A 15,557-nucleotide genomic window follows, 5' to 3' on the forward strand; every position below is an offset into this window, starting at 1 on the left:
ACGTACGACAAAGCATAAAACTATGATAGCTGCACTTACTGTCGCCAGAATATACCATTGCAGTTTTACATTATAATACCGCACAACCATGTTATGCCTCGGTAACAGCGCACTATTTTTAATGCAGCATATTCTATATATGGTAAATCGGGCGCGTTATTTCCGTATGGAAATGCTTGCTTACAGAACAAGCCTATTGCTGAGGCTTATGTCAGGACACAATAAAAAAGGGATGCAGTGTCATGAACTGCATCCCTTTTACTTAATCTTAAAGGTTTATTCGCCTTTTTTCATTTTGTCGAGCGTAACCTGGTATTTCGCTTTATTTTCGGCTGCAACCAGGTCTACCGCTTTCTGCTGCATGGCAATCGCCTGGTCCTTTTTGCCCAGCTTATACAGCAGGTTGGCATAGGTGTCGAGGTAGGCAGGCTCCTTGGCTTGGGTCTCATCCACGCTGCGTTTACTCCAACTCAACGCCTCAGTAATACAGTCAGTATCCTTACAGTTTTCAAAAACCGCCCATGCAAAGAAATTCAACCTATCAGCGGTTACTTCGGCACCGTATTTTTTCATATAACTTAGTAAGGCCGGCTGAAATTTATCCCATTTTTTGTCGGCATGGAAAACCTGAATCTTTATCAGTTCGGTAGCCTTGCTGATGTCTACTGTTGGGTATTTCGCCTGTACGGCGGCAACCAGTGAATCTACATTAGCATTGGGCTTTCGAAGTCCGGGATAAATGTTTTCCTCCAGAACAACGGCGCTCAGGATTTCATTTGATTTTCCTTTTCCCAGAACGGCATCTGCTTTTTCAGGATCTTTTAGCATCAGTTCAAATCCCTTGCTTTGGCTGCTTTTGGTGTATTTGCTCACAAACTCCAGGTTCTCTTTGGTATACAGGTCTTTTTGTGTAGCGATGTAAGCACTGGCAAACTTTTCGGAGTTTTCCTCATCATAGGCGGCCTCGGCACTAATTGCCAACTGTTTCAGGGTCTCAGGAGCAGCATTTCCAGACTCGCTTTTTTTCAGTAGCGTGTAATATTGGGTTTCCGGATTCAGCGCCATCTTCGCTTTGGCGATAAATTCATCTGCCTCACCGCCACCCACAATACGGTGTACAAGATTGCCCTGCGGAGAAAAGATCAGAAAAGTAGGATAGGCATTTATCTTGAACGCTTTGCTCATCGATTGGGCATCTGCATACCAGCTTTTAACTTCTTCGCTGTCATTTTTGGTCTGGTCGAACTGTACCTTAACATTTACAAAGTTTTTGTTGAAGAATTCACCGACCTTTTCCTGCGGAAAAATGGTACTGGCCATGTATTTGCAAGGCCCGCACCAGGTTGTAAAGCAGTCTACCAAAAGGTATTTGTTCTCTTTTTTAGCTTTATCTTTTACCTCCTGCCAGGAAAGTCCATGTTCAAAATGTGTGCCTTTAACCTGAGCCGTACCAATAAAAGGCAGCAACAGGAATATTAAAAATAATTTTTTCATACAGTTTGTTTTCTATGAGTTTCTTTGGGTGATTACATTTTAACGGGACAATTCTATCATGGTTGAAAGTTGCCTAACGGCAACCTCATTTGGCCAAAGTAATCCCAGCTCCTTGAAACGTATTTTACCATTGCCATCAATAATAAACTTTGCGGGGATTCCTGAGACGCCAAATGACGATACTGCAGGGTTCTTTTTTGTAACGGAATCTTTAGCATCCATATACAATGGTAAATCCAGGTTATGCGTTAACAAATAGTTCACCGCATCAGGCTTGGGGTTTGGAACCGTTTCCCAAGTGTGTATAAACAAAAATTTCACCGTCGGGTCGTTTTTATATTTATTAACCATCATTTGCATTGCCGGCAGTGATTTCTTACAGGGTCCACACCAGGTTGCCCAAAAATCAAGAACAATGGTTTTTCCTTTAAAGTCTGACAAGGATACTTCTTTACCATTTATGTCTTTGACTTTAAATTCAGGTGCCTGCTCCGACATCATTTTGGCTGCTATTTCTGCTTTATATTTGTCGTTAAACTGCTTGGTTAAAGTAGCCAGGTAAGCATTTGAATCTTTCCCCGGATGCTCACTTATATAGGCTTTTTTCAGTTCATTCTTAAAGTCATCATCGGCCAAGCCTAACAAAACTGCTTTCTCCAGTTCAGGAAGCGCTTCCTGGTACCTGCCGGTTTTGCTCATCAAATAATAATACTGTGCAGTCAATCCTGCACTTTTTTTGTTAGCCTGCTCATAACACTCTTTTATAGCAGCGAAAGCTTTCTCATGATCGCCCAGTTTATCCGCCACCTGACTATATAGCTGTAATAAATACAACCGCTCTTCTTTTGCGTTTGTTGAGTTGTTTAATTCTTGCTTAACCAAAGTTTCAGCTGCTTTCAAATCATAAGTCATTAAACCGGTAGTAACATTTTCAACATACATAATTCTTGCAGTTTCCTGAATCTGGTTAAAATAGTATAAAGCCTTCTCAGAATTTTTTGCTACTATAAAATTATCTACGAGTATAGCTCTGTATTGGTCAAAGCTTTCGTTTGGATGGGCTTTGACAAGGCGATTAACAATGGCTTCTTTCTTTGAAAGATCAATAAATAGCTTCATAGAATCGAGACTTGCTTTATAAGCCGGTTGTGCCTGCTGGGTAAACGCAGACTTTCCTATAGCCAGGATTGCAATGAGCAGGACTATTTTTTTCATGATCGTATATGTTAAATAATTAATATAATTCAATTGGGTTGTTTATAGGTTTTGTCTGGCAGGAGCAATTTGTATAATTTCACCAAAGCCGGTAAATTTCTTGGTATAGGTACCATTACTAAATTCCCCCTGACCATTGATACTGAAATAATAAACTTCACCCGCTGCACCATTATTAACGCCGATCAGCAATTGTTTACTGGTGCTACGCAACATTTCAATGTCTTTAATTACGTATCCTGATGGAAAAGTGTAAATCAAACGTGCGGCGTTTGCAAGCATATCGTACAAATAAACCTTGTTGCCAACAGTGTAGTAAAGTTGTTTTAAAATTGATGAGGTTGCGAAGTTAGTTGCGCTTCCTATTTCCGGACTGTTCGTCATTTTTTGGTTAACGCCAGGGAAACTGTTGTCTGAGTCGCCTGTTAACGACATCAGGTAACGACCATTATTGTCTTCCATAATGTAATACCACTCAATACCTTCCTGGGATAACGTAGTTACGCCACGATCATAGGCAATCATTTTCTTACCTACATTTGCCATATCGAAAGGTCTCGATGGTGTTGCAGGCGATTGCTCAAGGACTCTAGACAAAATTCCCATCTGCATAAAACTCATCGTTGCATTATTGTAAAAATAGGTCGTGTTAAAATTGCCTGGGAAAACGCCTGGGAATAAATCATAATTGCCGGGGATGCGTTGTGATAAGGGTTTCAGATTTTCAGAATTTGTTCCCGAAACACCAACATACAGACTACCATCAGCAACAATATACTGTTCAAATTTTGAGGTATTCATGATAAATGCCGGTGCAGTTTTAAATGGAAGCGGTGTTGCCAATCCTGGAAGTATCGAACTTCTATCACCAAGTTCTAACCAATCGTTCATGTTAAAGCGATACACATTTTGATCAGTGAAATAATAAAAGAAACCACCTTTTCCAAAATTGTATAAGGCCAAGGGTTTTCCCGGATAGGTTTTATTGTTGGCCACCTCCATAGGGTTATCAAAAATCACGTCATCCGTCCGGATCAAAGAAGCTTTACCCTTTCCATCCCTGCTGTTGAGCACATACCAGCCATCCGGGTAAACACCATTTACTGTGATGGTATAACGCTTCAGCGTGTAAATACCATTTTTATTACTCGTTACTCTGTAAATTATGGAATAAGTGCCTGGACTTAAGGTTACTTTAATGCGTAAATTTTTAGTTTTGGCAATCGTTGTCGAATCAATTGTCCAGCTATATGTAAATGAATCACCTTCGGGCATTGTTTGGGCCAATGTTGGTGTAATGATCAGCGAATCCAGTTGTGGAACCGTGAAAGCGGTTATAGCATCTGTAATCTTAATGTCGTTGATTTGATCATATTTAAACGATTGATTGTCTTTTTTGCAGGCAGCAAATGCCAGCATAATTAGAATAAAAACTGGGCTGAGCTTTAAAAAGTATTTTAAATGCATAATATTTTAAATTAAGGGAACGATATCTGTTGACCGTTCTCATCTAACAATGGACCATTTGCAGCCTCATAAGCGGCCAGTGCATTCCTTAGGGTAACCGGAAAGTTCAGTAAACCATCAGAACCAATCTTATCGTAAGAAAAATCGGTTATACCCAATGTCTTCACCATAAACTTGTATTTTACGGCACTGAATTCTCCAAAATCCGCCTGGAGATAGATCCAATAAGCAGGCTCAATATATTGGCTGGTTACATCTACCTTCAGATACCTGAAGTTTTCTTCTGTACCAAGATTGATGATCGTAGCAGGTGTCTGTCCTAAAGTACCCAAAATAAAGTCTTTAGTTTCTGCGGGCTCCAGCACAATTCTGTACACATTTTTGGCCATTCCGGCAGAATTGAGCAATATTAACGGATAATTAAATTTCGATACTCCTGCTGGAATGGTAAATTCTTTCAGCTCAAAATCTACGCCTGCAGTCGCGGTTGTTCCCTGAGCTGTTTTGAGTAGTACCGTGCGCGGTTTATCGGTTAACTTACCTGTGATGCGCATTGGTATAAATAAGGTGTCTCTTTGCTTTTGAGTCGCTTGCAGCGCAAATGAGTAGCTTCTTACTGCAGTGGTATGCAAAAGTTCGTAAGTGTAGGCAAAGAAACTGATGCCATCCTTTCCCTGATAGGTTTCGACTGCTTCTTTCTTGCAGGAAAAAAGACAGGTTACTATCAATATATATGATAAGTATTTCATAATACGAGTTTGATTAGTTTCCATAATTCGGATTAAATTGAAGTTCAGCATCTGGAATTGGGAGTTTGTAGTCCGCTGGGGTCATGTTGATGTTGCGGAATTGCATTCTTAGTGCTTTAATGCGCTTATAGTAAAAAAACAACTGGCCTTCTGCATAAAATTCCTTCTGGTATTCCTTGGTGATTGCAGCTGTAAGATCGGTGGCTGTGAGCGTTGTTGCCAGATTGGAAAGCCCCCTGTTTTGGCGCACCGTATTTAAATACCCCACGCCTGCAGCTGGTGTTTCTGCAGTTTCAGCCAGGATGTAGTACATTTCTGAAAGACGTATACCCGGTACATACTGATCTAATAAATTATCGGTAATTGTAGTGGTAGCGGTTGAGGCTTGCCAGAACTTAGATGGGAACAAGCCTCCTCCATCCTGCTCTAAACGGTAAACGAACCTGATGTCTGTACCACCACCGGATGAAGTTTCGTACAGCGTAGCAAAATTAGCAGGAGTACGCGTAAGGGTTTGATCTACAGCACCTCTAAATCTGAAGTAACGCTGTACAGTTGGCAATATATCCCTAACCCTGATCATGAATACCTGCTCATTGAAATATAGGCGGTCGCGTACCACCAATCCTGAGCTAATGGCACTTGCCGCAGCTTGAGTTACGAACGTATATTTACCCGAACTGATTACTACATTTGCAGCGGCAGCAGCACCAGCTTTATCCCCACTGTATAATCTTATTCTTGCTTCCAGTGCTTTTACGCCGTAGTAATTTAACTTATTCCGTCTGCTCCTCAAATCGCTGGTTACAATCGGGTCAACCGCTAGCAACAGATCTGCAGCCTCTTTCAGATCGGCTAAAGCAAATTTGACCAAGTCAGCAGTTGTAGCAGGTATAATTGCGTTTTCGTTTACATCTTTTTTATAAGGGATGGCTTTTAAATTAGCACCCGCAGTATATTCAGGACCGAACATCCGTAATAAATCAAAATGTATAAACGCCCTTAAAGCTAAGGCTTCACCGCGCAGCTGTGCATATGAATTATTGCTTAGTACAGAACGGTTTATTTCCGTATTTGCAATTATTTTATTTGCTGCAGCAATTGCACTGTAACTCGAAGACCAGATGGCATTGGTGTATCCTACTACTTCCGTTGAAGCATAGTTTAGGAGTTGTGTTTGTTGCAGCGAAACACCTGCACTGGTATTGAGTGTTGAATAATTTTGTGCCAGGGCAGAAACGAAGCCCATAGAAAGGTTATCTCCGTAAAGATTGCTACCAGCCAATTGGCCGTATACGCCTGATAAAGCCTGTTGAAAACCAACTTCTGAAGTAAACAGCTGTTCTTCAGATAGACTCGTTTTGGGCTGTACATCCAAAAATTTCTTACAACCGGAAAACACCGCACCTATTGCCAGAATTCCTATAATTAATATTGTTCTTTTCATTGGGATATGAATTTATCTTTTGAATTTAAAATCTTGCACTTAAGCCGAATGTATATTCTCTGGCAAAAGGATTATCTGTACCACGTTCAATTTCAATGGAACTAAAGGTGCCCAGGTTGTTCGTAGTGGCACTAACACTAAGGTTTTGCAAGCCTAATTTTTTTACCAATGCGGTTTTAAATTGATAACTCAAATTAATTGAGCTGAGCTGAATGTTATTATCGCGTTGAACGAAGCGTGAAGTAAGCTTTGTTGGTGTCGGGAAGGTGGTAATCCTGCGGTATGGGCTCAAACTTCCAGGTCCCGTCCAACCTAGGTCGTACGCTCTTCGGTCTACGTTGTTGCGTGCATCAACGGCCTCTACCCGGTTTAATAACGTACTATTATACAGATCAGCACCATAATTATAATTGAAGCTAAAATTTAAGGCAAAACCTGCATATAGGAAGTTTGAATTGATGGCACCTGTCCACTTGGGGCGGGTATCACCAACATAGGTCTTGTCATTAACGTCCCACACAAAAGTTGGGGTACCATCTGCTTTCAGGTAAACTTCCTGGCCGGTAACGGGATCAATGCCTAGCGACCTTACCGCATAAATAGCCGTGGTCGACTGACCTTCAATGAACTGTGCATTTTCGGAAGTCTGATTGGCGTTATTTGTATTTAATGCGGCATTGAAGGCTTTAAGTTTACCAGAAAGTTCTTTCAATACAGATTTGTTAGTGGCGGCGTTTACAGAAACATTCCACTTTAAGCCTTTGCGAGGTTCAGACAGTATAGTATAGCCGAGGTCAAATTGCAATCCCCTATTTTGAATTTTACCTAAATTTTCGGTATATGAAGGGAAACCGGTACTAGGTGCCAGCGAAACTGTAGTTAACGCATTCTGAGTTACTTCATTATAAAATTCTGCATTAAAAGTCAAACGGTTGTCCAGAAATGATGAAGCAATACCAATGTTCGACTTCAGTACTTGCTGCCAGCTCAGATTGGGATTGCCAAGTGCACCGGGAAAAGCTCCTACCTCGCCGAAATAACCGGTGGACGTACCCAGATTGTACCTGAATTGTGCGGCGTAAGGATCTTGTACAGATGTACCTGTAGAACCGTAACTACCGCGAATCCTCAACAAGTTAATTATTCTGCTATCCTTAAGGAATTGTTCATTATGTATGTTCCATCCTAAACCTGCAGACCAAAAATTACCAAATTTATTATTCTCTCCATAAGCAGAAGAGCCATCTCTTGTATAAGTAAAATCGGTAAAATACCGGTTATCATAAGAGTAGTTTGCAGTTCCTGTATAAGAAAGATTGTTAATTGTACTTTCAGTTCCGGTAGGCCTGCTGTTCAAATATTGTGCAGCAAACAAGATATTGTCCAGACGATCGAATGGGAAACCCTGCGTAGATACATTATATGAATTTAAGCTTGTACTGGCCAGCCTGAATCCTGCATATACAGTAATACCATGTTTTCCAAAATTCTTGTTGTAGTTCACAGAGCCTGTTCCGTCCATGGTAAAGGCATCACTGTTATCTTTCGAATAGGTACCTCGTGCACTTAAATCTGCGATTCCATTGAAACGGCTATCTAATGCGGAATAGAAATTATCTATTGTTCCGTTCACTTTTGTGATTCCAAGTGCGCCATTGAACCATAGTGATTTACTAAAGTCGTAACGTACAGTGGTATTGTTTCTTAAATTAAAGTTCTTATTTCTGTTGTTAATGGTGTTATAATTAATATCCATTAACGGGTTTAAGACTACAGAACTTCCTACACCGAAGCCCAAATCGATGTTTTCCAAGTACTTGTTTACATTACCGTTTTCATCGTAAGGTTTCCAGTACGGATTCAGATCCAGGTACTGACTAAATTCCCCATAAGGCGAATCATTAGAAATGACCTGAGTTGCAATCGTATTGTTTTGGAACGTTAATTTATTGGTTTTATAACTCAGCGTAAAACTTCCCGAATAATTTTTCCTGTCCTGTTCCTTCATTACGCCCTGTAAAAAATTCCCACTAAAAGTAAGGTTGAAAGTTAGAGACTGGTCGCCCCCACGTAATGAAAGGTTGGTTCTGTTGTTGATTCCTGTTTGAACAGGAATAGATTTCCAGTCTGTATTAACACCGCTCACCACTGCTTTATATCGTTCGGCATTAATGGCTTGCCCTCTATAACTGTTGAGAAAACCGACACGACGTTCGAAATCCAATTTTTCTTCCGCATTCAGCATATGGTAAACGGAAAGATCAGGAGATGATAAAGTGAAGTTATTGGTAATGGAAACTTCTACTTTTCCTCTCGGAGGAAGAATTGTTGTAACGACCATCACACCGTTACCGCCACGAGAGCCATACATTGCAGTGGCCGAAGCATCCTTTAATAAAGTTACCGAGGCAATCTGATTCATGTCCAGGTCTACAATTGCCTGTAAAGAAACCTGAAATCCGTCAAGAATGAATAATGGCGTATTTGGGTTGCCAACAAGCTCCGAACCCAGGGTTGGATAAGACGTTTGCCCACGCATGGTCACTTCCGGAAGCGCGTTGATATTCCCGCCTATCTTGTTATTGGGGATCATTCTGAAAGATGGATCAAGGGCAGCAATGCCGGCAAAGATATTTACGGGACTCACCGCCTTAAGCTCGGCAGCAGTTATGGTTTTGGCAGCTCCGGTGTAGGTACTTACCTTCCGGTCAACCATCCCTGTAATTACCATCTCATTTAGCGTAACCTGATTCTCCTCCATGTAAATGGTATAATTCGAATTAGGTGAGATGGGTACATCAACGGTTTTATAACCTACAAATCTGAACTCCAAAGAGGTTGCACCTGCTGATATACTGATAGTAAATTTTCCATTTTTATCCGTCTGAACGGTAGACTTTGTTCCCTTGATCGACACTGTAACACCCGGGATGGGCTTGCGTTCTTTGGCATCGCCTACAAAACCGGAAATGATTTCCTGCCTGGCCAGCTCACTTGCTTTGATGACCACAGTTTTGTTACGGATAACAAAATCCAGGTTTTGCGCTGCAAAAATCTGGTTAAGTACAGCAGACAATTCTACATCTTTAACATTGATGGTTACTGGCGACGAATTTTCCAACAAATTGTCCGTATAAAAAAAATTGTAACCCGTCTGTTGGTTAAGTTCTTTGAAGACAGATCGGAGTGAAGCATTCGACTTGGTTAAGGTCACTTTTTGGGCAAAGCTCGACGCACTCACCTGCAAAAAGCACGCTATTATAATTACGATGGTTAAGCGCATAGTTAGCAATAATTTAAGGTACAGCCGTTTAGGCATACCAAATTTCCTTGAATTTTGATACATTAGTAGTCGGTTTGGTTAAGCAGCCTCTTTTGCGTTGGACCGTACAGAGGACTGCGGTTATTAGTTTGATTTTTAATTGAATGTTCCAAACTTTTGCCAGGTCCTGATGGCTAATCAGGGCCTGGTTTCGTTCAACATGTCTTGAGTTAGTGTAATCTTTTCTTCATTTGGTTGGTTTAAGGTTAGTATTCTATTAATAGTTTAGTTTGTTTATTTTGATACATACACGGTTCGTCCTTTTACATCGAAATGGGCTTCCCCTGTTGACTCGACGATTTCAAGTACTTTTGACAGTTTATCAAATCTTGACACTTTGCCGCTGAAACGCTGGGTGGTTTTTTCACCAACGTAAACAACCTCCAAATTATACCATCGACTGATCATTTTCATGATTGTTTCAATGTGCTCACTTTCGACTACAAATTCATTGTTTTTCCAGGCAACAGCCAGATCGGTATCCGTTTCAATAATCTTTATTTTACCAGCGGATAACCTTGCTTGTTGCCCTGGTCTTAGCAATTTGTAGTTACCCGATGCTGAGAGCTTCACGCTTCCTTCCAGCAAGGTGGTTTTTTCTATTTCATCATCAGCATAACTGCTGATGTTAAAATGAGTTCCCAATACTTCTACTTCCTGCCGGTCTGTCTTTACAATAAATGGATGTTGCTTATCCTTAGCCACTTCAAAATATCCTTCACCACTAAGGGTAACTACCCGTTTTCCGTTTTCAATGAGGGAGGTGGTATAGGTGAGGCTGGAAGCGGCATTTAAATATACAAGCGATCCGTCGGGCAACCGCACCTGATAGGTTTCGCCACGGGCGGTAGACAAGGTATTGGATGCATTTGGATCCGAAACCTTTTCACTAACTCGATACACCAATTTGCCATCGCCTGATTTAGTGATCACTATTCCTGATTCCCTTCCTATTTCACCTTTGGATGCATTGGCTAAACTAATTTTCCTTCCATTTGCCAGAGTAAGTGTAGCGCCAAAATCCCCTGGTTTGATATCATGTACAGTTGTTACAGGGACAGTGGCAACCTTTTCGGATTGGTTATTAAAGAAATAAACACCGATGTATACTACGGCCAAAACGGCAGCAACAGCAGCGATTTGTAACCAAAGTTTAAGTGTTTTATTTTTACCTTCAGGTACGGCTTGTGCTGATTCATGTATCTGAACAAACAGATCCCGGTCTACCTTAGCCAGTACCCCGGCAATGGCAGGATCGGTTTCATAACGTTCGTCCTCAATTTCTAAAACGCCGATAATGAGATCTTTCAACACTTCCTGATCTTCATCAAGCTGAAAATACCTCATCAGACGCTGTGTTTCTTCAAGACTACAGCTATTATTAAGGTATTTTTTGAAGAGAATATGGAGTTGATCGGATGGCTTCAAGGTTCAATTTTTACAGCTAATACGGAGCTAAGCAAAAATATCCTTAGTCGGTTAATAAAAAATTAACAATTAATTTCCAAAATTAACGATCACCATCAAAAGCCTTTGAATAAAATACCTAAAACGATCGAAATGGTAAGTGTTGGAGAATCCCTAAAATACGTTTTAAGAAACCTATTGGCTTGCAGCATGTGGCTACTGATGGTTTTGGCACTAATGCCCATAATCTCCTCTACTTCTTTATAAGATTTACCCTCTAATTTACAGAGTGTAAATACCATTTTACGCTGAGGGGGCATCAGATTTATGGCGTTCTGCAATTTTTGGGCATCTTCTTTACTCAGCATATCTTCTTCAACATGAAGATAAAGCTCTGAACTTGAAGCAACTATTTTAGTCAGTAAACGTTTGTCTTTTGCCACTTTCCGAAAATAATCATGCACCAGGTTTTCCGCTATACGAAAGAGATATGATTTAAATGACTTTTCGGGATCAATCTGTGTCCGCACTTCCCATATTTTAAAAAAAAGCTCCTGCAGCATTTCTTTTACCAGGTCGTCAGATTTGAGAAGTTTGAATAAATTTCCGGCAATCCGGAATTTATAGTTATTGTATAGTATTTCAAATGCACGCTCATCACCGTTTTTCAATTGAAGCAATAAAGACTTTTCATCCGTGTGATTAATGTTGACCATTCGTCCGACAAATATACATTAACTTAAAAATACAAGGTAATAATAATTTCGGGGAAACGCCATTGGCATATATTTCAATGAATACTTACAGGATATTTATTTGCCAGGGTTTTGGTGATTAATGTTTTATCATAAGACAAATCCTATAGAAAGGTCGTCATTGCGAGGAACAAAGATAACCGAACGAAGCGAGCTCATGAATGCCTTTAAAAACAACTGCAAAAATGAATAATCTTAATGCGCACGCTGGTAGCGATCGTTGTAAGATTGCTTCGTCGGCTGAAAAAGCCTTCTCGCAATGACGATTCTTCGCAGCCTATCACTGCAAAAAAAACGTCTCTCTCATCTATTTTGATTTTTATAAAATAAATTACCCCCTCTTCGTAGGAGTCCTTTGGAAAGGATGACAAATCTATATTTAAGATACAACCTCTTACACTATTTTAATTGCTTCTCGTCAATCTTTGACAGAGAAAGACTGCTTAACTTCCTAACGGCTTTGCTCTGAATCTTGATTGTTTTAATAGCACTATCCGGAAAAAAGATATCTGTCATCACAGTTAATCCGTTATCAGCAAAAAGTTCTATAGATGCTACATCCAGGATCAAGCTAATATTGATTTTCTTATCGGCCAGTAACCTGGGCGCACTATGTTTTTTTGCAAATCCTTTTTCAAATGATGTTTCGCCAGATAGTGTCCGGTCGATAAAGTAACTGTTGTTCTTTTTGTCGTAGCCTATAATCAGCTTTTGTCCTTTAACGTTCGATAATATAATATTGAAGTCGCTGGTATTTTCAAGGCTAAGATCGAGTTTGAACTTTCCATCCAGAGCTTTGGCATATGCAGAAAGGTCAATCTCCTTATCAATAATAACAGGTCCTTTCTTATAAACAGGCTTTAATGATGGCGAAATTTCCTTTACAGGTAATGAACGAAGATAATAATCTCCATCTACACTTGCGAGCGATAAATCTCTGGCAATTGTTGTAGCGCCGCGCCAGGCCTTGGTAGGCACCTGGTTGGCATACTGCCAGTTGTTCATCCAACCAAGGAATATCTTCCTGTCGCCAGTGTTAGACCAGGTAACCCCTGCATAATTATCGGTTCCATAATCCACCCATTTCTCTTTTGTAGAATTTGGCACGAATTTATTCCCATCAAAGTTTCCTGTAAAGTATTGGGTTGCAGAACCTCCGTTAGGGCCTCCGGGATTGATGCTTACTAAAAGCACCCATACCGTTTTACCATTGCTTTTGAGTGGAAATAGATCCGGGCATTCCCAAACCCCACCATGGGCGCCCAGGTTGGCTCCAAAATCACTTTCGCGTTTCCAGGCTTTAAGATCTGGAGCGGAATAGAAAGTTATCCTGTCCTTTGTTGCTAAAGTCATGATCCATTTTTTGCCTTGCTCATACCACATTACCTTGGGATCCCTGAAATCACTTATCCCGGGGTTTGGAAGCACAGGGTTACCCTTATATTTAGTCCACGTTTTACCTTCATCATTACTATAAGCAATACTCTGGTATTGGTGCAGACCAGTCTTGGCCTCTTCGATTTTCTGGTTATGATGCGTAAATATTGCAACCATAGCATTTTTGCCAAATCCTGCGGTATTGTCTTTATCAATTACGATACTTCCAGAAAAAATAGTGCCCAGGCTATCTGGATAAAGTGCTATGGGCTTTTCCTCCCAGTTAAAGAAATCTTGGGTTGTCGCATGTCCCCAGTGCATAGGTCCCCAGGTTGTACCTCCGGGATGATACTGAAAGAAAAGATGGTAAACGCCATTATAATACACCATTCCGTTAGGATCATTCATCCAATGTGCCTTTGGTGAGAAATGGAAAGCTGGCCTGTATTTTTCGCCTCCTGTAGATTGAGCTTTAGAACCGACAGAAAATAGGCAAAAAAGCAAAAAGAATATCGATCTTATAGATTTGTTTTTCATGTTGTATTTTTAAAATTTAACAAATATCCAGGGAAGGCTCCCTGGACATTAGAAATATTACCATCCGTTGTTTTGTTTATATACCCCGCTACTAAAGTTAATCTGATTTAATGGAATTGGGAAATATTCATCCCTTCCTGCCGTAAACCGGGCATCTGCGAGATGGGCAACCCTTGATTTTTCGACTGTAAAATAAGCGTTCATAGTCTGCGCAGCAATCCCCCACCTCACCAAATCAAAAAAGTGATAACCTTCTGTGGCGAACTCAAGTCTTCTTTCAAATCTTAGGGCCTGCCTTGCAAAATCCTGGGTCCAGGTGCAATTTACCCCTGGTTGATAAAGCTGAACGTTATAGTTTGAAGTCGGGTTTCCAGCTGCATTTTTCAGTAGGTTACGACTTAGGTTTGCACGGTTTCTAACCTGATTGATCAGCGGAACAGCTTCCAATGGCCGCCCCAGCTCTATCAACACTTCTGCTTTCCAAAGCAGCACATCTGAGTAGCGGATGATCTGCCAGTTTTTCGAACTTCCGATAAATGGTGGAACTTTCTGAAAAGAAGCGTCATCTGGAAGTACTGCTTCTTTCATACTGGCAAACGCATCGTAAATAGCCGGTGCTCTTGACCAGGAGCGCTGGAATACAAATGTTGGCTTATATTTAAAAGGTGCACCTGGCTTGGCCACAGTATGATCAAGTCGTGGATCGAATGAACTGCTCTGAAAGTCGAGAGAAGCCGCCGCATCTGTATTGTTGTAGGTGGAAAAAAGAGGCAATCCGTCGGTTCCTGTTTTAAAAGCATTGATCAGGTCATGGCTGGGCACATTAAAACCGCAGCATCCATATTCCTGGTTCATCGGATAGTTAAGCGCATGCCCATAATCCAGCCTCCCCTTTGGTGTACCATCATCTTTTGAATACTGGATAGCAAAAACAGATTCCAGGCCGTTATCAGAAGCAGATAAAAAGTTGCTGGCATAATCCGTACTCAGGCTGAATTTGCCCGATGCGATGATCTCATCACATAATGTATTTATTTCGTTTAATTTAGCAGCATCAATACCGCTCACCGCGTTATTTTCGCTTTGGGTATAGGCCTGGTACAATAGCACTTTGGCTAAATAAGCTTTCGCAGTATTTTTGTTTACCCTGCCCTTATCGTTCTGATCTGTCGGTAGCGCTGTAACGGCCGCTCTGAAATCATCTGCAATCTTCGTCCAAAGCGCATCATTACTCAAGGCCTTGTTGGAAATGGACGGATAGTCGGCCTTTGCCATATTCTCATCGATAAAGGGAACGTATTTGAAAAGAATCTTTAGCAGAAAATAAAAATGTCCTCTTAAAAAGCGAAGTTCTCCCTGGCGTTGAACCTTGTTTGGATAGTCTGTGGCAGGCATGGCATTAACTCTTCTCAACGCATCATTAGCTCGACCGACACCAACATACAGTCTGAACCAAAGCTGGTCGATGAGTGCATTATCAGGTCTGTTAAGGGAAAATGTCTCAAACAAATGGAACTCTGAAAGGTCTCCAGGCCCATCCCCTCCTTTATAGGTGTCTCCTCCACGAACGCTTCCATACGGCCACATACTGGAATATGGAGAAGTATAGTGATCATTTCCAAGTGCAGAATAAGCTGCAATGACCATTTTATCAATATTCTCCGGAGTATTCAGATCATCGCCGGAAACCACGCCCTGTGCTGGCTCATCAAGTGCTTTTTCGCATGAGAAGAATACGGTAGCGAAGAATGCCAGTGTATATATTAATTTTTTCATCTTTTGATATA

The 15,557-nt window shown here is 40.9% G+C and carries 10 protein-coding genes; all 10 read right to left on the reverse strand.

Translation table 11 applies throughout. The features are described 5' to 3' along the window. Nucleotides 1–276 precede the first annotated feature (276 nt). Nucleotides 277–1,494, reverse strand: coding sequence for a thioredoxin fold domain-containing protein (locus LQ201_RS02300; protein WP_230143810.1), 1,218 nt, complete (start codon nt 1,492–1,494; stop codon nt 277–279). A 39-nt stretch (nt 1,495–1,533) separates the two neighbouring features. Beyond that, nucleotides 1,534–2,742 (reverse strand): redoxin domain-containing protein, encoded by a 1,209-nt coding sequence (locus LQ201_RS02305; RefSeq protein ID WP_230143809.1) that lies wholly within the window; start codon nt 2,740–2,742, stop codon nt 1,534–1,536. A gap of 9 nt (nt 2,743–2,751) precedes the next feature. Continuing rightward, a complete protein-coding gene (locus tag LQ201_RS02310) occupies nt 2,752–4,176 on the reverse strand; it encodes a PKD-like family lipoprotein (RefSeq protein ID WP_230143808.1) in 1,425 nt (474 codons plus the stop codon). 11 nt (nt 4,177–4,187) lie between these two features. Next, nucleotides 4,188–4,925: a DUF4843 domain-containing protein gene (locus LQ201_RS02315; protein WP_230143807.1), complete on the reverse strand. Its 738-nt coding sequence runs from the start codon at nt 4,923–4,925 to the stop codon at nt 4,188–4,190. 13 nt (nt 4,926–4,938) lie between these two features. Then, complete coding sequence (locus LQ201_RS02320; RefSeq protein ID WP_230143806.1) at nt 4,939–6,372, reverse strand: RagB/SusD family nutrient uptake outer membrane protein; 1,434 nt, start codon at nt 6,370–6,372, stop codon at nt 4,939–4,941. Between the two features lie 25 nt (nt 6,373–6,397). Beyond that, nucleotides 6,398–9,718, reverse strand: coding sequence for a SusC/RagA family TonB-linked outer membrane protein (locus tag LQ201_RS02325; protein WP_230146589.1), 3,321 nt, complete (start codon nt 9,716–9,718; stop codon nt 6,398–6,400). A gap of 210 nt (nt 9,719–9,928) precedes the next feature. After that, complete coding sequence (locus LQ201_RS02330) at nt 9,929–11,122, reverse strand: FecR family protein (RefSeq protein WP_230143803.1); 1,194 nt, start codon at nt 11,120–11,122, stop codon at nt 9,929–9,931. A gap of 95 nt (nt 11,123–11,217) precedes the next feature. Next, entirely contained in the window at nt 11,218–11,817 is a 600-nt protein-coding gene (locus LQ201_RS02335; RefSeq protein ID WP_230143801.1) for an RNA polymerase sigma factor, read from the reverse strand. 438 nt (nt 11,818–12,255) lie between these two features. Continuing rightward, entirely contained in the window at nt 12,256–13,770 is a 1,515-nt protein-coding gene (locus LQ201_RS02340) for a glycoside hydrolase family 32 protein (protein WP_230143800.1), read from the reverse strand. Nucleotides 13,771–13,827: 57 nt separating this feature from the next. Beyond that, on the reverse strand, nt 13,828–15,546 hold the full coding sequence (locus tag LQ201_RS02345; protein WP_230143798.1) for a RagB/SusD family nutrient uptake outer membrane protein: 1,719 nt from the start codon (nt 15,544–15,546) through the stop codon (nt 13,828–13,830). Between the last annotated feature and the right edge of the window lie 11 nt (nt 15,547–15,557).

It is taken from the genome of Pedobacter sp. Bi126 (assembly GCF_918698245.1).
Taxonomy (GTDB): domain Bacteria; phylum Bacteroidota; class Bacteroidia; order Sphingobacteriales; family Sphingobacteriaceae; genus Pedobacter.